The organism is Kribbella sp. NPDC056951, from assembly GCF_042674205.1.
GTDB lineage: Bacteria > Actinomycetota > Actinomycetes > Propionibacteriales > Kribbellaceae > Kribbella > Kribbella yunnanensis.
This window is the reverse complement of record NZ_JBHUQZ010000012.1, coordinates 117,470-133,357: the sequence shown is the minus strand read 5'-3', so window position 1 is coordinate 133,357 and position 15,888 is coordinate 117,470. Positions and strand designations below refer to the sequence as shown.

The following is a 15,888-nucleotide window of genomic DNA, read 5'->3' as shown; positions in this document are numbered from 1 at the left end:
CTCCTCACCTTCTGGTACGACAAATGGTACCACTCAGCCGACGATGAGGCTCATGGCTTCGGCTCGGGTGACGGGGTTGCGGAGCTGGCCGCGGACGGCGGAGGTGATGGTTTTGGCGCCGGGTTTGCGGACGCCGCGCATGGTCATGCACAGGTGTTCGCATTCGATCACGACGATGACGCCGCGGGGTTCGAGGAGTTCGACCAGGGATTCGGCGATCTGGGTGGTGAGGCGTTCCTGGACCTGGGGGCGTTTGGCGTAGACGTCGACCAGGCGGGCGAGTTTGGACAGGCCGGTGATCCGGCCGTCGCGGTTCGGGATGTAGCCGACGTGGGCGACGCCGGTGAACGGGACCAGGTGGTGCTCACAGACGCTCCAGACCTCGATGTCCTTCACCAGGACCATCTCGTCGTGCTCGAGCTCGAACGTCGTACTGAGCACGTCCTCGGGCCGCTGACCGAGGCCGGCGGTGATCTCGGCGTACGAGCGCGCCACCCGGGCCGGGGTGTCCCGCAGGCCGTCGCGGTCCGGGTCCTCCCCGATCGCGAACAGCAGCTCCCGGATCGCGCGCTCGGCCCGGGCATGATCGAAGTTCGGCGACGTCATGGCGTCAGGGTAAGCAGAAGCCCCGCCATCGGTAGGGATGGCGGGGCTTGTGAAGAGCGCTAGATCACTCGCTCGGCAACGGCGGGGTCGGGCCGCCGCCGTAGTTCGGCGGGTTGACCGACTCGTCCGGACCGACCGAACCACCGGGCAGTACGTCGGACAGTGAGCCGTTCTGCTGCGCGGTCGGCAGCGGCATCACCGGGGGCTGGTCGGACGGGATCCGGGTCGAGGACCCGGTCCAGGCCGGCCGCCGGTCCTTCTTCACGATCGGGCCGAAGATCTCGGCGATCTGGCCCTTGTCCAGGGTCTCCTTCTCGAGGAGCTCCTCGACCAGGTGGTCCAGCACCGCACGGTTCTCGACCAGGATGTCGAAGGCTTCCTGGTGCGCGTTCAGGATCAGCTTGCCGACCTCTTCGTCGACCGCGGCCGCGATCTCCTCGGAGTAGTTGCGCTGGCTGCCCAGGTCGCGACCCAGGAACGGCTCACCGCTGTCCTGACCGAACTTGATCGCACCGAGCCGCTCGGTCATGCCGTACTGCGTGACCATCGCCCGGGCGAGCGCGGTCGCCTTCTCGATGTCGTTACTGGCGCCGGTGGTCGGGTCGTGGAAGACCATCTCCTCGGCGGCGCGGCCACCGAGCATGTAGGCCAGCTTGTCGAGCATCTCCGAGCGGGTGGTCGAGTACTTGTCCTCGTCCGGCAGCACCATCGTGTAACCCAGCGCCCGGCCGCGCGGCAGGATCGTCACCTTGTGCACCGGGTCGGAGTGCGGCAGCGCCGCGGCGACCAGGGCGTGTCCACCTTCGTGGTACGCGGTGAGGACCTTTTCCTTGTCCGACATCAAGCGGGTACGACGTTGCGGGCCCGCGATCACGCGGTCGATCGCCTCGTCCAGCGCCTTGTTGTCGATCACCTGCATGTTCGAGCGGGCGGTCAGCAGGGCCGCCTCGTTCAGCACGTTGGCCAGGTCGGCACCGGTGAAGCCCGGCGTCCGGCGGGCGACCGCGGTCAGGTCGACGTCCTGCGACATCGGCTTGCCCCGGGCGTGCACCTTCAGGATCTGCTCACGGCCCGGCAGGTCCGGCGCATCGACGGCGATCTGCCGGTCGAAGCGGCCGGGCCGCAGCAGGGCCGGGTCGAGGACGTCGGGCCGGTTGGTGGCCGCGATCAGGATCACTCCGCCGCGGACGTCGAAGCCGTCCATCTCGACCAGCAGCTGGTTCAGCGTCTGCTCGCGCTCGTCGTGCCCACCGCCGAGACCCGCACCACGGTGCCGGCCGACGGCGTCGATCTCGTCGATGAAGACGATCGCCGGCGCGTTGGTCTTGGCCTGCTCGAACAGGTCGCGCACCCGGGAGGCACCGACACCGACGAACATCTCGACGAAGTCCGAACCGGAGATCGAGTAGAACGGCACCCCGGCCTCACCCGCGACCGCACGGGCCAGCAGGGTCTTACCGGTACCGGGCTGGCCGTAGAGCAGCACGCCCTTGGGGATCTTGGCGCCGACGGCCTGGAACTTGCCGGGCTCCTGGAGGAACTCCTTGATCTCGCCGAGTTCCTCGATCGCCTCGTCACAGCCGGCCACGTCGGCGAACGTGGTCTTCGGGGTGTCCTTGGTGATCAGCTTGGCCTTCGACTTGGCGAAGCTCATCACCCGCGAGCCGCCGCCCTGCATCGAATTCATCAGGAAGATGAAGACCACGGCGATCAGCAGGAACGGGATCAGCGTCTGGAACACCTGGCCGATGAAACTCGGCTTCGGGTTCTCGACGTTGTACTTCTCGACCTTGCCGTTCTGGTAGAGGTCCTGCAGCGACGCGCCCAGCGAGTTCGCCTGGCCGTCCACCCAGTAGGCCCGGATCTTGGTGCCGTCGGCCTTCTCGAGCCGGATCTCCTGGTTCGGGTCGACCAGGGTGACGGTCTTGATCACCTTCTCGCCGGCCGGGGCGTCGGTGGCCTGCTTGATCACCTTGACGACCTCACCGGTCGGCTCGGTCTTGTAGCCGGACGAGCCGGTCAGGAGCTGTCCGATCACCAGCACGCCCAGGAAGGCGAGGATGATCCAGAACAGGGGTCCGCGGAAGATGCGCTTCACGTCCATGATCGAGGCCTACGCCCCGTCCCTCCTAGCTCGGCAGGCCCGGGTTTCGCGGGCTTGAGACGGTACTACCAGTCCAAGTGTCTCGTGCCGGGCAAGCCTGCCGACCACGAGGGTCACCGATAGACGGTACGACCTGTTGTACAGGCTGTCACCAACTCTGCCCGCACGAACGGGTCAGGAGTAGACGTGCGGCGCCAGAGTCGCCACGCAGCGCAGGTTCCGGTACTTCTCCGCGTAGTCGAGCCCGTACCCGACGACGAACTCGTCCGGCAGCGCCAGGCCGACGTACTTCACCGGGACCTGCATCTTGGCCGCGCCCGGCTTCACGAACGCCGTGCACAGCTCCAGCGAGGCCGGCTTGCGCGACTCGAGGTTGCTGACCAGCCAGCTCAGCGTGAGCCCGGTGTCGATGATGTCCTCGACGATCAGGACGTGCCGGTTGGTGATGTCGGTGTCCAGGTCCTTCTGGATCCGCACCACACCGGACGACTTGGTGCCCGACCCGTACGACGAGATCGCCATCCAGTCCATCTCCACGTGCCGCGTGAAGGACCGCGCCAGGTCGGCCATCACCATCACCGCCCCGCGCAGGACGCCTACCAGCAGCAGGTCCTTGCCGTGGTAGTCCTCCTCGATCCGACCGGCCAGTTCCCGCAGCTTCGCCAGGATCTGGTCCTCGGTGTAATGGATCTGGGTCAGGTCCTTCTCGATGTCCGCCGCATCCACGAGGATCAGCCTGTCATATCCGGCCCGAAGATTATGAATCCGCCTCGGCGGATGGCGCGGACGCCTTGGGGCAGGTCGATCCAGCGCTGACCGCGCCAGTCGGTGATCAGCGCGTCGACGGCTGCGACGTGGCCGGCGTTCAGGTCGGTGGCTCGGGAGCCGGCCTCCAACGCCGCCTGCCGCAGGACGCGCGTGCGAAGCGCAGCGGGCTCGTCGGCGACCATTCCGACGTCACACAGCACCTCCCCATCAGTACGACGTACTGCCGTCTCCGCGAGGTCTGCCGCCAGCATGTCGAGGGCGTCGGCGTCCGCCCGGAGCAGTCCGGCCGTTCGGGCCAGCGCTTCGACCACGCCAGGTCCCAGAGCCACTTCGAGCACCGGCAGCACCTCATGGCGGACCCGGACCCGCGTGTACGACGGGTCGTCGTTGTGCGGGTCATGCCAGGGCCGCAGGCCGGCCGCGATACAGGCCGCGGCCGTGGTGGCGCGTGGAACCTCCAGGAGCGGCCGTCGGAGCAGTCCGGCAACCGCGGCCATCCCAGCAAGCGATCTGGCCCCGGAACCGCGTCCCAGCCCCAACAAGACAGTCTCAGCCTGGTCGTCCCGCGTATGCGCCAGCAGTACGACGTCCGCCCCGAACTCGTCAGCGGCCGCCCGCAGAGCGTCGTACCGGGCTGTTCGGGCTGCACCCTCCGGACCGCCCTCGCCGCCGACCTCTACCGCGCGGACCTGGACGGGATCGAGCCCCAGCCCGCGACACTGCTCCGCAGCGATCTCCGCAGTCTGGGCGGAGTCCGGCTGCAGACCGTGGTCGACGATGACAGCCCCTGCCCGCAGCCCCAGCTTCGGCGCCTCGAACGCAGTTGCCGCAGCAAGCGCGAGTGAGTCGGTCCCTCCCGAGCAGGCGACCAGAGCGGTCGTTCCGGTCGGCAGATCGGACAGGGCTGATCGCACCGCCTCGCGAGTGCGCGCGATCGCAGGATGCAGCCGGCCGCGGCGCTCGGCGACCAGCTCCTCGGCGGTCTTACCGCCGGACTCAGCCGTGGAGTCGACTGACCCAGGCATCGGGGTTCGCGATCTCGTTCTTGGTGGGCAGTGTGTTCGGCCCGGTCCAGACCCGGTTGAACCCGTCCATGCCGACCTGCTCCACCACGCGCCGCACGAACGCGGCACCGTCCTTGTACTGCTTCAGCTTCGCGTCCAGTCCGAGCAGCTTCTTCAGCAGCTGGTCCACCGGGTTCCCGCCCTGCCGCCGGGAGGTGAACTTCGACCGGATGGCATCCACGGTCGGAATCACCGACGGCCCGACGCCGTCCATCACGAAGTCCGCATGGCCTTCCAGCAACGACATGACCGCGGTCAACCGATCCAGCACTGCACGCTGCTCCGGCGACTGCATCAGGTCCACCAGACTCAGGTCGGCCTCACCACGCACCGACCGCCCGAGCCGCTGCACGGCCTCCCGGAACATCGCCGCGTACGCCGATGCGTCCAGCTCGGCCTGGTCGAGGAACAGCCCGATCTCGGAGCGCAGGTGGTCCCGCAGCCACGGAACCGCGGTGAACTGCACCCGGTGCGTCTCCTCGTGCAGACACACCCACAACCGGAAGTCCCGCGGTACGACGCCCAGCTCGTTCTCGACCTGCATGACGTTCGGAGCGACCAGCAGCAGGCGGCCGGTGAGGTCAGGACGAGCCGGGTCGGGTTCCGAGGGGTAGAACGGGTCGAACTGACCGAGCACACGGGACGACAGGAACGCCAGCAGCGCACCGGCCTCGATCGCGGTCACCCGGGAGCCGACCGCGGACGACAGCCCGCCACTCCGCTCGGCCTTCTCACGCAGCTTGTCAGCCAGCGGCTGCATCACGGTCCGGAAGCCATCGGCGTTCGCCTGGACCCAGCCCGGCCGGTCCACGATCACCACCGGCGCAGTGGCCGACGTGGCCCGCAGCCCGGTGAAGTCACGGACGTGCTGCTCGGAGTCGACCGCGAACTGGCGTAGCTCGGCGACCACCTGGTCCGCCTCGGCCCGGCTGACCACCGGGCCCGGGCGCAGCAGCTTGCGCGCCACACCGGTCGCCAGCTGCCAGTCGACCATCTCAGCCGCAGTATCGCCGTCCGCCGTACTCATAAGTTGACCCTAGGTCATGTCTGGTAATTCGTCGCCGTAGCGAGCATGTGCTCGGTGCGGTAGCTCGGCGTGCTGGGGTGGAGGCCTCGATGTGGTTCATCGTGGCCTTTGCCCCAGTGCGGCGAGGTGCCGTGCCGAGTGCAGCGCAGTAGGCGAGGAATTGCCAGACATGGCCTCGTCCCAGGAGCAAGGCTCAGCACCCACAGTTGGCCAGTGCAGCGGCTGCTCTGTCCAGTGCGGCCCGGGCGTCGAGCGTCTTGGCGACCGGGACGCTGTCACTCGCCACAGCGAACGCCAGCAACGTGCCACTCCGTGTCCGGACCATTCCGGCCAGGCTGTGCACCCCAGTCAGCGTGCCGGTCTTCGCCCGGACCAGTCCGGTTCCAGCGCCCGCGCTGCCTGAGCCGAAGCGGTCTTCCAGCGAACCGGTGAAGCCTGCGATCGGCAGTCCGGTCAGAAGGTGCCGCAGCTCCGGGTGGTCCTTCGAAGCGGCCACCCGGACCGCACCGGCCAGCAGATCGAGCGGGACCTTGTTCGTGCGGGTCAGACCGCTGCCGTCGTAGATCTGCGCCTTGCCGACGTTCAGTCCGAGCTTGGTGAGCGTCTCCTCGAGCCCAGTGACGCCACCGACGTAAGAGCCGCCGTTCTTCGTCGCCAGGCCGACATGACGCAGCAGGACCTCGGCACCGTCGTTGTCGCTGTGCAGGTTCACGTACTCGACGATCTGTCCGACCGTCGGCGACGCCACCTTCGCCAGCGCCTCCGCACCGGCCGGTGCGGTCTTCGGCTTCGCACCACCCGCGACCTTGATGCCGTTGGCCACCAACAGCTTGCTGAAGGCGACGGCCGCGGCCTGCGACGGCGAGTCCGACCGCTTGGACATCCCCTTCGCGATCCGCCCCTCGTCCACCCACAGCGCCGACGTCCGCGCGGCAATGCCTTCGGGCAGGTAGTTCGACTCCCACTTCGCGTTCCCGGCCGGGCCGGTGAACAGTGAGGCGTCGTACCCGAGGGTGACGCTGGTGACACCCTGCGCCTTCAGAGCCTTCGCCGTACTCGCGGCCAGGGCCGACAGCGTCGCGCGAGTCGGGTAGCCGTCCGACGGCTTCGCAGTCAGCAGCGGGTCACCGCCACCAACCAGCACGATCGAGCCCTTGCCCCCGCTCACCACCTTCGTGGTGAACCGGTGCTCCGGTCCGAGCGCGGACAGCGCCGAGACCGTGGTCAACAGCTTCAGCGTCGACGCGGGCGTGTACGTCGTCGCCGCGCCGGTCGAGAACACCACCTTGCCGCGGTCGACGTCGTACACGTAAACACCCCGGTGCTTGCCCAGCGACGGGTCCGCGAGGACTGCGGCCAGCGCCCGCTGCACACCCGCCGTAGTCGGCGCTGCACCCTCCGGCGTGGCCGGAGTGAGCACTGCGGGGGCAGAAACCGGTACGGCGCTCGCCCCGCCCGCCAGCCCGAGACACATCGTTGAGGCGAGCAGCGTGACGAACACCGCACGAGGAGGACGGGCCACCGGGCTGCTCCTGTCATTTGGTCGGTCCGAACCGTGACAGTATCTGCCGTATGGAGTTCGACGTCTTCATCGAGATCCCCAAGGGCACCCGTAACAAGTACGAGCTGGACCACAAGACGAACCGGCTGCGGCTCGACCGCACCCTGTTCACGGCCACTCAGTACCCGTCCGACTACGGCTTCATCGAGGACACCCTGGGCCAGGACGGCGACCCGCTGGACGCGCTCGTCCTGCTGACCGAGCCGACCTTCCCCGGCTGCCTGATCAAGGCCCGGGCGATCGGCATGTTCCGGATGACCGACGAGAAGGGCCCGGACGACAAGGTCCTCTGCGTCCCCGCCGGTGACCCGCGCCAGGAGCACCTGCGCGACATCCACCACGTGCCGGAGTTCGACCGCCTCGAGATCCAGCACTTCTTCGAGGTCTACAAGGACCTCGAGCCGGGCAAGTCCGTCGAGGGCGCCACCTGGGTCGGCCGCGCCGACGCCGAGGCCGAGATCAGCGCCTCCTTCGAGCGCCTGAAGACCGAAGGCCACTGACCGCTCCACCTGACCGCCGGCCCGCCACTGCGGCGCCGGCGGTTCGTCATTCCCCGCTGACCCGGCTGAGCAGCCCGAGCAGCACCTTGCGCTCCGCGGCGGTGAGCGGCGCCAGCAGCTCGTCCTCGGCCGCGTAGATCAGCCGGTCCATCGCCACCAGCTGCTTGCGGCCGGCCGCGGTGATCGCGACGATCTTGCGCCGCCGATCATCCGGGTCGACCCGGCGCGCGACGTACCCGACCTCTTCCAGCTCGTCGAGCACATTGACGAGGTCGCTGCGGTCGAGACCGATCCGGTCGGCCAGCGTCGCCTGGGCCGCCTCACCGTCGCCGTCCAGGCTGGCCATGACGTGGTAGTGCTGCGTCCGCACGCCCGCCTCGAGCATGTGCTGCCGGACCAGCCGCTGGGACTGCAGACTCGCCCGCCCCAACGCCCAGAGCACCCGATCGGCCAGGCGGTGGTTCGGCGATTTCTGCACCTGTCCACTGTAGGACTTCCGAGATATCGTGGGTATTACCCATTATTTACAGCACCCACAGTCTGGAGTAGTTCATGCGCGCAGTGCGCTACCACGCCCATGGCGGCCCCGAGGTCCTGCAGCTCGACGACGTCGAGGTCCCCACACCCAACGCCGGCCAAGTCCTCGTCAAGGTCGAGGCGATCGGGACGAACGCGATCGACGGCGTCTTCCGCTCCGGCACCAGCCCGTGGCCACGTCCGCTGCCCGGCAAGCTCACCGGCGATGTGGTCGGCCGAATCACCCAGCTCGGCCCGAACACCGACTTCGCGATCGGCGACCGCGTGGCCGGGCTGTCCGAAGACGCCTTCGCCGAGTACGCCGTACTGGATGCCGCCTTCCTGGCCACCATTCCTGACGATGCCGACGCCGGAGCCGCGACGATGATGTCGATGTCCGGACCGCTCGCCCTCCGCCTCCTCGAGGCAGGCCGGGTCCCGGCCGGCGGCACCGTGCTGATCCAGTCAGCCGCGGGCGGAGTCGGTCACCTCGCCGTCCAGCTCGCCCGCACCTTCGACCCCAAGACAATCATCGGTACGGCGTCCTCGCCCGCCCGACTGGACTTCATCCGCTCACTCGGCGCCGAGGCCGTCGACCTGACCGACCCCGATTGGCCGGCTCAGGTCCGCAGCCTGGCCCCCGACGGCGTCGACACGGTCCTCGACTCGGTCGGTGGAACCGTCTTCGACCAAGGCCTCGATCTGGTTCGCCCACTCGGCACGATGGTCACGTACGGCGCCATCACCGGCGAACTGCCGACCGTCCCGGCCTCCGCCCTCTTCAACCTCCGGTCCGTGACCGGCCTCTCGATGCTCGCCTGGCGAGCCGCCCGCCCGGACCTGGCCCGCAACGACATCGCCGAGGTCACTCGCCACTGGCGGTCCGGCGAACTCCAGCCCGCCGTCCACGCCAGCTATCGACTGGCCGACGTACAGGAACTTCACAAGGCACTCGACGCTCGTGTTGCCCTCGGCCGCCTGATCGCCACGACCTGATGCCTACCAGCCGATCAGCGAGTACGACGTGAACTCGTTCCGGCCCGCGATCGGCTCCACGGTGTCGGGCGCACCCGCACTCGGCAACGGCGACTCAATATCGTTGCCGACGGCACCCAACGGAGCACTCACCTCGTTGGGGGTCCGGCGGATCCAGGACATCGCGGTGGCGATCATCGCCCTGCTTCGCAAGGGATTCATCACGGGCGCCCGAAGAAGTCCGGGGGTTCCCAGTAGTAGACGCTCTGGATCTGGACCGGCTTACCGGACCGCGGCGCGTGGATCATCCGGCCGGCGCCGAGGTACATCGCGACGTGGTGAATGGTGCCGGGGTCGTTGGGGTCGATCGACCAGAAGATCAGGTCGCCCGGCCGCAGTTCGTCTTCGTCGATGTGCCGGGTCTGCTCGTACTGCGCCACGCTGTAGTGCGGCAACTGAACGCCCGCGCGCTTCCAGGCGCCCATCATCAGACCCGAGCAGTCCCAGCGGGACGGACCGGTGCCGCCCCACAGGTACATGTCGCCGAGCTGGGACAGCGCGAAGGCGATCGCACGGCTCGCACCGCGGCCCGAACCGCCGTTCCCACCGTTGCCCGGACGTTCCCGCGGCGGCTTCTTCTTGCCGGGATTCTTCTTACCCTGCTCGCGTTCACGGGCACGCTCGGCGGCCTCCCGAGCCCGTTCGCGGGCGCGCTCGGCGGCTTCGCGGGCCTCGATCTTGCGGCGCAGTTCGGCTGCCTTCTGAGCGGCAATTGCGGCGGCGCGCTGTCGCGCAAGCTCCTCGAGCCCCCGCTGCCGCTGTGCGGCGACCTGTACGGATGTGTTCTGCAGGACGGCCAGCTGAGCGATCGACTTCTGCCGCTGGACACCCATCGCGGTCACCGCGGCCGATTGCGCAGCCTCGGCGGCCTCGGCCGCCTTCTTCGCCTTGGCAGCCTCTTCGGTCGCGTGCTTCACCTTGGTGACGGCCTGGTCGGCCTGCACCTTGAACAGGTTGGTGACCACCTGGTTCGCCGAGTAGCGCAGGTACGAACCCTGCATCGCACTCGACACCGTGTGCGCCGTACCGGCCGAGTCGAGCAGCTGCTGCGGCCCTTCCGCGGTGAACAGCGGCGCCAGCTTCGCGATGTCGCCACCACCTTGGTACGACGCGACCGCGAACCGGCCGATCTGCTGCCGCTGAGTGTTCAGCGTCTTCTCGGCCTTGGCCGCCCGCTCAGCCGCCGTAGCGGCCTCCTTCTTAGCCTGGTCCAGCCTGTAGACCGCGCCGTTGTAGGCCTCGTCAGCAATCCCGGACTGGATCCCGAGCTGCTCCAGCCGGGCCTCGGCCGCGGCCAACTGCTGCTCGATCGCCTTGACCTGCCCGGCCTTGTCGGCAGCGGCCGCCTTGGCCCGGTCGACGGCGGCCTGCGACGGGATCACCGGCGGCTTCGGCTTCGCCTGTGCCGTGACCGGAACCACCATCATGGAGCCGGCCAGACAGACCGCCAGCACACCGGAGAGCGTTGCTCTACCGGTCTTCCCAGTGCCGCGCATCTGGTAGTTCCTTCCACCCGGTCACGGTGCCCTTCCCTGGCCCCATGAGCGCTTTTGGTCCTCCTGGACCACATACGTGACACTAGTTGCCTACAGCCCCATTGGGAACACTTTTCCCACAAGTATCTTTGTTTCACCTGCGTGTCGACTTGACAAACTACAAGCTTGTAATTCCACGCAAAGATGCCCGCTGACCGAGGTCGACGGGCATCTGAACCGCTGGGGGACGGTCAGCGAAGGGTGAACGAGGCAACCACCGGCAAGTGGTCCGAGGCCAGGCTCACCGGTACGGCGGCCTTCTGCGGGACCAGCTGCGGACTGTGCAGCAGGTAGTCGATCCGGGCGGTCGGGTTGCTCGCCTCGATCGTGTAGCCGGGGCCGACCCCGACCTCGACCCAGGTGTCCGCCAGTACGTCGGTCAGTGTCTTCAGCTCCGGCGTATCCGGCCGAGCGTTCAGGTCGCCGACCAGCAGCGTGGCCTTCCGGGACCGACCGAGGAGCTCAACCGCCTTCTGCGCCTGCTCGAGTCGCTCCGGCGGGTTGATGTTCGTCAGATGCGTGTTCGCGAACCGCAACTCGCTGCCCCGAACCTTCAGCGTGGCCACGGCCAGCCCGCGCTGCTCACTGCCCGGGTAGAGCGGCAGCAGGGTGTTGGTGAAGTCCTTGATCGGGTACTTCGACAGGATCGCCGTACCGTACTGGCGGCGCGGCTCCCCCGGGTTCACCGGCGGCAGGTCGAGATTCGCGGCGTACGCGTAGTGCATCTTCAACCGCTTGGCGAACCAGGCCGGTTGGTCGACCCAGTTGCTCCGCTCACTCCAGTGCCGGTCGACCTCTTGCAGCCCGACGACATCTGCGCCGTTCTTCTCGATCAGGGCCGCAATGCGTTCCAGATCGAGTACGGCGTCCACTCCCGCGCCATGGTGGATGTTGTACGTCATCACGGTGAGGTCCCGGCCCGGCCGACCACCGTCGGGCTGGGCCGCGGCCATCGCGGGAATCGTCATCATCAACGCGACCAGCCCGACGAGCGCACGCTTCACCGGCCAACCACCAACCGCGCGACCGCACCCTTGGCGCCCGATGCCCAGCAACCCGCCTGGACTCCGTGACCACCACACTCGACGCTGTCGAAGTTGCCATCGGAGAACTGCGTCCAGCTCCGGCCACCATCGCGGCTGACGTCACTGCCAGACGGACCGACCGCGATCACCGTGGTCAGCGACCGGCTGACCGTCGGCGGCAGGAACGTCGATCCGCTCCGATACCCCTTCGGCGCCTTGTCCGCCGGAACCAGCTTCCAGGTGCGACCCCCGTCGTACGTGATCGACGCCGCCTTGACGGCCTCGGTCGGCTTTAGGAAGTCGCCACCGACCGCCACCCCGAACAGCGAGCCGCGGAACGCGAGGCTGAAGATGCCGGCCGCCTCACCACTCGCCATCGGCGAATCGGACGCCGTCCAGTGCCGACCACCGTCGACCGTGCGGAACACCCGCGGCCGATCACCGCCGCCGGTCGCGAACCACGCCGTACGGCCAGGTCCCGCAACCAGGCACGTCCCGCTCGCCGCGAACGCGAACTCACCGGGCAGCGCCGCCGGCATCCCGTCGGTCGGCTGCACCTTCCACGACTTGCCGCCGTCGCTCGTCGCGGCGATCCGGAACTTGCCATCCACCGGGTCACTCAACGCGAGCCCACGACTCTTGTCATTGAAGGCAATGCAGTCGTAGAACGCCTTCTCGTCGGTGTTGCGGAACGTCTCGGTCCAGCTCTTGCCGCCGTTCACGGTCCGATAGACACGCGAGTCAGTCCCCGGCCCGATCGACAGGATCACCGCGCGCTGCGCATCGAACGCCTGCACATCACGGAACTGAACAGTCTCCGCACCAGCCGGGCTGACGTTCTGCCAGTGCTTCCCGCCATCCACAGTCCGCAGCACCTGCCCCGCGGACCCACCGACCCAGGCGACATCCTTGCTAACCGCCGACAACCCGCGGAACTGCGCCGTACTCCCCGTCGGCGTCACCTCCCACTTGTACGACGGCCCGCCACCCGCCTGAGCCGGCACCACCTGAGACAGCAAAAGCAGACCTCCTGCCGCAACTGCGGCCACACGCAGGATTCTCATGGGCCGCAGACTAGGCGAGGATCAGGCTGCCGTCAGCTTGAAAGACTGAGCTGTGCCGCCATTGCACGTGGACTGCACCAGTTGGGTGCTGTCGGCAGTGGATCCACCCGGGACGGTCAGGCACTTGCTGGTGTGCCGTACGACGAAGTGGAAGTAGCCACCGCCTTCGGAGACTGCTTGCCACTGCTGGTTGGTGCCACCGCCATAGGTCCACAGATGCAGACCGGCGTTGTCCTCGGTGGACACGCCACTCACATCGATCACCTTGGTGGCGTCGTTGCGGTTATTGACCCGGGTGAAGCCGTCAGTGGTCGGCTGGAACTGGAAGTTCTGGGCGGTGGTCGCGTTGCAGCTGTACTGCTGGATGACTGTGCCGTTGGCGGTGCCGGCCGCGCGGGCGTCGACGCACTTGCCGTTGGCCTTGTTCGCGACCGAGTACCAGGTGCCGGGAGCCGGCTGGTCGACCGGCGGCGTCGTACCGCCACCACCCAGCCACTTCAGCGCGTCCATCGTGAACTGGTTCTGCGCCGGGCTGTCGAACGTCGACGAGAGCCGGGTGTTGGTGTCGTAGTTCATCGCATTGTGGCCCCAGTTCGCGTAGATGACCTTGAAGTTCTTGTTGGTCCACGCGATCGGGTAGTAGCCCGACGTCCAGATGTTGCCGGCCTGGTCGCCGACCGGGAAGCTCGACGGGTCGATCGAGGCGAGCACCTGGATGTTCGGGTTCTGCCGCAGGTCGTTGGTCCAGCCGTACCACTCACTGACCGACGACCGGAACGTCGCGCCGGTGTTCACCAGCGACGGATGCGAGCGGTTCTCGGCCTTCAGCGTGACCGCGGACGGGTGCCAGGTGTTCGACTTGAACCGGCCGGTGCCGAGCAGCGTGTTGTTGAACCACGGCCAGCCCTGGTTCGCGTCGTTGTAGTTGCTCACATGGAAGCCGAAGAAGCCGCCGCCGTTCTCCATGTAGCGCTGGAACCCCGTCATCTGCGACGAGGCCCACGGCCGGTTGTCCAGGAACATCACCACCTGGTACTGCGAGGCCTGCAGGTTGTTCAGCCGGTTCCAGTCGTTGGTAGCGGTGTAGGTGAAACCGTTCTGCGCGCCGAACTGGGGGAACCGCTGATTGGCCTCTTTCACCCAGTCGTTGTGCGCCGCATCGTTCGTGTTGCCGTCGTAGAAGGCCAGCACGTTGAAGGTCGCTTGAACTTGAGCTGCCGCGGACGTCGTCAGGCCGGCCACCATCAGGAGTAGCGCGAGGACGAAGGCGGGCAGGCGGAAGCGAGCGGAAGGCATGGGGCGGTCCTTTCCGGAGGGCGATCCCGGAAAGGGCATTCCGAGACGTCGGGACTTAAATTAACTCCCGACGAAAGTCCTGTCCAGAGCTCATCGACTGACTTCCCAAAACCCCGAGCAGCCGCAACCGCTCGGCGCTTTCGCTGCCCGGCTCCGCGGTGAACACGATCAGGATCTGCTGCTGATCGGAGTTGTTGATCACCTCGCAGTACAGCTCGAGCTCGCCGACGACGGGATGCCGGAAGCGCTTGGTCCGGCTGTGCGCCGGGACCACCTCGTGCGCGTCCCAGATCTCCGCGAACTCGGGACTCAACTTGGCCAGCGCGGTCGCGATCGAAGCGGCGTACGACTTGGGGCCGTCGGCAGTGGCGACCTGCCGCAGCATCGAGACCAGCAACCGGCTGTGCCGCGACAGCTCGGGCTCGCTGTAGAGCACCCGCGAATCCGGGTACGCGAACCAGCGATAGACCTCGGCGCGATCGAGACCCTCGTAGTTGGTCTGCTCACCGGCGAACGCGATATGGGCCGGCGTCTGCGCGACCGTCTCGCCGCAGCGGTTCAGCAACAGCGCCGGGGTGTCCTGCAGCCGGTCCATGATCCGCAACATCCCCGGATCGACATGACAGGCACGCGTCGTCCGCGGCGGCACGCCCTGCCCGGCCAGCACGAACAGATGATCCCGCTCATCCAGCGTCATCCGCAGCGCGCGAGCGATCGCAGCGAGCATCTCCACCGACGGCTGCGGCCCGCGACCACCTTCGAGCCGGCTGTAGTAGTCGGTCGACATCGACGCCAGTACGGCGACCTCCTCGCGCCGCAGTCCCGGCGTACGGCGTCGTCGGCCGCGCGGCAGCCCGACATCCTCGGGCTGCAGGGCCTCCCGGCGTTTGCGGAGGAAATCGGACAGATCGGCGTACTCCATGTCTCCAGTGTGACCACCCGCGCGAAGTTATCCACTGCTTGCCGAGCAGTGGCTGAACGCGACCTGGTTGCCCCCGGCATCCGCTTCCAGGCTGGAGCCATGAAAACCACTGGCAACACGATCTTCATGACCGGCGGTACGTCGGGTATCGGCCTCGAGCTCGCCCGTCGTTTCCGCGACCTCGGCAACACCGTCATCATCAGCGGCCGCCGCAAGGACCTCCTCGACCAGATCGCCACCGAGGACAACATCGAAGGCCTCGTCCTGGACGTCGCCGACCCCGCCTCGATCGCCACCGCGTTCACCGACGTCACCGCCCGCCACGACGTCAACGTCCTGATCACCATGGCCGGCATCATGCAGACCGAGAACCTCCAGGACCCCACCCACCTCGCCACCAGCGAAGCAACGATCGACATCAACCTGCTGGGCACGATCCGAACGATCACGGCCTTCCTGCCCTACCTACAACAGCAAACCGACCCCGCCATCATCACGGTCTCCTCCGGCCTGGCCTTCGTCCCCTTGGCCCTGACCCCGACATACAACGCCACCAAAGCCGCCATCCACAGCTACACCCAAAGCCTCCGCCTGCAACTCGCCGGCACCCCCGTCCAGGTCATCGAACTAGTCCCGCCCGCCGTCCAGACCAACCTCCTGAACGGCGCCGCCCCCGACCCCACCTGGATGCCCCTCGCCGACTTCACCGACGAGTCCATCGCGCTGCTCCAGCAGAACCCCGACCTGGAAGAAGTCCTGGTCGACCGAGTCCACTTCCTCCGAGCCGCCGAACGCGAAAACCGCTACGAAGCCGTAGTAGCAGCCCTCAACTCGGCCCACTGACCGTCCTTCGCCGACACCCACC

General features: G+C 67.6%; 16 protein-coding genes. 3 read left to right on the top strand and 13 right to left on the bottom strand.

Annotated features, from left to right (window positions below):
- Nucleotides 1-33: 33 nt before the first annotated feature.
- The 6 genes from folE to dacB form a co-directional block, all read right to left on the bottom strand.
- Nucleotides 34-606, bottom strand: coding sequence for a GTP cyclohydrolase I FolE (gene folE, locus ACFTSF_RS33780; RefSeq protein ID WP_344149957.1), 573 nt, complete (start codon nucleotides 604-606; stop codon nucleotides 34-36).
- 64 nt (nucleotides 607-670) lie between these two features.
- Nucleotides 671-2,710 carry an ATP-dependent zinc metalloprotease FtsH gene (gene ftsH / locus ACFTSF_RS33775; protein WP_344149955.1) on the bottom strand — a complete coding sequence of 680 codons (2,040 nt, stop codon included), beginning with the start codon at nucleotides 2,708-2,710 and terminating at the stop codon, nucleotides 671-673.
- A gap of 174 nt (nucleotides 2,711-2,884) precedes the next feature.
- Nucleotides 2,885-3,436, bottom strand: coding sequence for a hypoxanthine phosphoribosyltransferase (hpt, locus tag ACFTSF_RS33770; protein WP_380158706.1), 552 nt, complete (start codon nucleotides 3,434-3,436; stop codon nucleotides 2,885-2,887).
- Nucleotides 3,437-3,441: 5 nt separating this feature from the next.
- On the bottom strand, nucleotides 3,442-4,503 hold the full coding sequence (tilS, locus tag ACFTSF_RS33765) for a tRNA lysidine(34) synthetase TilS (protein ID WP_380158704.1): 1,062 nt from the start codon (nucleotides 4,501-4,503) through the stop codon (nucleotides 3,442-3,444).
- Complete coding sequence (locus tag ACFTSF_RS33760; protein WP_380158703.1) at nucleotides 4,475-5,569, bottom strand: zinc-dependent metalloprotease; 1,095 nt, start codon at nucleotides 5,567-5,569, stop codon at nucleotides 4,475-4,477. The genes tilS and ACFTSF_RS33760 overlap by 29 nt, the downstream gene beginning before the upstream one ends.
- Before the next feature lie 193 nt (nucleotides 5,570-5,762).
- Nucleotides 5,763-7,091, bottom strand: a complete 1,329-nt coding sequence (dacB, locus tag ACFTSF_RS33755) for a D-alanyl-D-alanine carboxypeptidase/D-alanyl-D-alanine-endopeptidase (RefSeq protein WP_380158701.1) — start codon at nucleotides 7,089-7,091, stop codon at nucleotides 5,763-5,765.
- Between the two features lie 50 nt (nucleotides 7,092-7,141).
- On the opposite strand from dacB, the gene ACFTSF_RS33750 reads away from it, so the two are divergent.
- Nucleotides 7,142-7,630, top strand: a complete 489-nt coding sequence (locus ACFTSF_RS33750; RefSeq protein WP_344149945.1) for an inorganic diphosphatase — start codon at nucleotides 7,142-7,144, stop codon at nucleotides 7,628-7,630.
- 46 nt (nucleotides 7,631-7,676) lie between these two features.
- Here ACFTSF_RS33750 and ACFTSF_RS33745 read toward each other — a convergent pair whose 3' ends face one another.
- The gene (locus ACFTSF_RS33745; RefSeq protein WP_380158699.1) at nucleotides 7,677-8,108 is read right to left on the bottom strand and encodes a MarR family winged helix-turn-helix transcriptional regulator; all 432 of its coding nucleotides are present in this window, start codon (nucleotides 8,106-8,108) and stop codon (nucleotides 7,677-7,679) included.
- A 74-nt stretch (nucleotides 8,109-8,182) separates the two neighbouring features.
- Between ACFTSF_RS33745 and ACFTSF_RS33740 the strand changes: the two genes are divergently transcribed.
- A complete protein-coding gene (locus tag ACFTSF_RS33740; RefSeq protein WP_380158697.1) occupies nucleotides 8,183-9,142 on the top strand; it encodes a zinc-binding alcohol dehydrogenase family protein in 960 nt (319 codons plus the stop codon).
- 3 nt (nucleotides 9,143-9,145) lie between these two features.
- On the opposite strand, the gene ACFTSF_RS33735 is transcribed toward ACFTSF_RS33740, so the two are convergent.
- The 6 genes from ACFTSF_RS33735 to ACFTSF_RS33710 form a co-directional block, all read right to left on the bottom strand.
- Nucleotides 9,146-9,319: a hypothetical protein gene (locus ACFTSF_RS33735; protein WP_380158695.1), complete on the bottom strand. Its 174-nt coding sequence runs from the start codon at nucleotides 9,317-9,319 to the stop codon at nucleotides 9,146-9,148.
- A gap of 23 nt (nucleotides 9,320-9,342) precedes the next feature.
- Nucleotides 9,343-10,677 carry a C40 family peptidase gene (locus ACFTSF_RS33730; RefSeq protein ID WP_380158693.1) on the bottom strand — a complete coding sequence of 445 codons (1,335 nt, stop codon included), beginning with the start codon at nucleotides 10,675-10,677 and terminating at the stop codon, nucleotides 9,343-9,345.
- A gap of 230 nt (nucleotides 10,678-10,907) precedes the next feature.
- Complete coding sequence (locus ACFTSF_RS33725; RefSeq protein WP_380158691.1) at nucleotides 10,908-11,720, bottom strand: endonuclease/exonuclease/phosphatase family protein; 813 nt, start codon at nucleotides 11,718-11,720, stop codon at nucleotides 10,908-10,910.
- A complete protein-coding gene (locus ACFTSF_RS33720; RefSeq protein WP_380158689.1) occupies nucleotides 11,717-12,805 on the bottom strand; it encodes a WD40/YVTN/BNR-like repeat-containing protein in 1,089 nt (362 codons plus the stop codon). The genes ACFTSF_RS33725 and ACFTSF_RS33720 overlap by 4 nt, the downstream gene beginning before the upstream one ends.
- A 21-nt stretch (nucleotides 12,806-12,826) precedes the next feature.
- Nucleotides 12,827-14,101 (bottom strand): ThuA domain-containing protein, encoded by a 1,275-nt coding sequence (locus ACFTSF_RS33715; RefSeq protein ID WP_380158688.1) that lies wholly within the window; start codon nucleotides 14,099-14,101, stop codon nucleotides 12,827-12,829.
- A 55-nt stretch (nucleotides 14,102-14,156) separates the two neighbouring features.
- Entirely contained in the window at nucleotides 14,157-15,023 is an 867-nt protein-coding gene (locus ACFTSF_RS33710; RefSeq protein WP_380158686.1) for a helix-turn-helix transcriptional regulator, read from the bottom strand.
- Nucleotides 15,024-15,122: 99 nt separating this feature from the next.
- Here ACFTSF_RS33710 and ACFTSF_RS33705 point away from each other — a divergent pair, with 99 nt between their 5' ends.
- Entirely contained in the window at nucleotides 15,123-15,866 is a 744-nt protein-coding gene (locus ACFTSF_RS33705) for an SDR family oxidoreductase (protein WP_380158685.1), read from the top strand.
- Nucleotides 15,867-15,888 lie beyond the last annotated feature (22 nt).

Excerpts from the sequence above, each read along its gene's own strand:
- ACFTSF_RS33705 (WP_380158685.1), top strand. The coding sequence starts at position 15,123 with ATGAAAACCACTGGCAACACGATCTTCATGACCGGCGGTACGTCGGGT.
- ACFTSF_RS33735 (WP_380158695.1), bottom strand. The coding sequence starts at position 9,319 with ATGATCGCCACCGCGATGTCCTGGATCCGCCGGACCCCCAACGAGGTG.
- tilS (WP_380158704.1), bottom strand. The coding sequence starts at position 4,503 with ATGCCTGGGTCAGTCGACTCCACGGCTGAGTCCGGCGGTAAGACCGCC.
- ACFTSF_RS33715 (WP_380158688.1), bottom strand. The coding sequence starts at position 14,101 with ATGCCTTCCGCTCGCTTCCGCCTGCCCGCCTTCGTCCTCGCGCTACTC.
- ACFTSF_RS33740 (WP_380158697.1), top strand. The coding sequence starts at position 8,183 with ATGCGCGCAGTGCGCTACCACGCCCATGGCGGCCCCGAGGTCCTGCAG.
- ACFTSF_RS33710 (WP_380158686.1), bottom strand. The coding sequence starts at position 15,023 with ATGGAGTACGCCGATCTGTCCGATTTCCTCCGCAAACGCCGGGAGGCC.
- ftsH (WP_344149955.1), bottom strand. The coding sequence starts at position 2,710 with ATGGACGTGAAGCGCATCTTCCGCGGACCCCTGTTCTGGATCATCCTC.
- folE (WP_344149957.1), bottom strand. The coding sequence starts at position 606 with ATGACGTCGCCGAACTTCGATCATGCCCGGGCCGAGCGCGCGATCCGG.
- ACFTSF_RS33720 (WP_380158689.1), bottom strand. The coding sequence starts at position 12,805 with ATGAGAATCCTGCGTGTGGCCGCAGTTGCGGCAGGAGGTCTGCTTTTG.
- ACFTSF_RS33760 (WP_380158703.1), bottom strand. The coding sequence starts at position 5,569 with ATGAGTACGGCGGACGGCGATACTGCGGCTGAGATGGTCGACTGGCAG.
- ACFTSF_RS33750 (WP_344149945.1), top strand. The coding sequence starts at position 7,142 with ATGGAGTTCGACGTCTTCATCGAGATCCCCAAGGGCACCCGTAACAAG.
- ACFTSF_RS33730 (WP_380158693.1), bottom strand. The coding sequence starts at position 10,677 with ATGCGCGGCACTGGGAAGACCGGTAGAGCAACGCTCTCCGGTGTGCTG.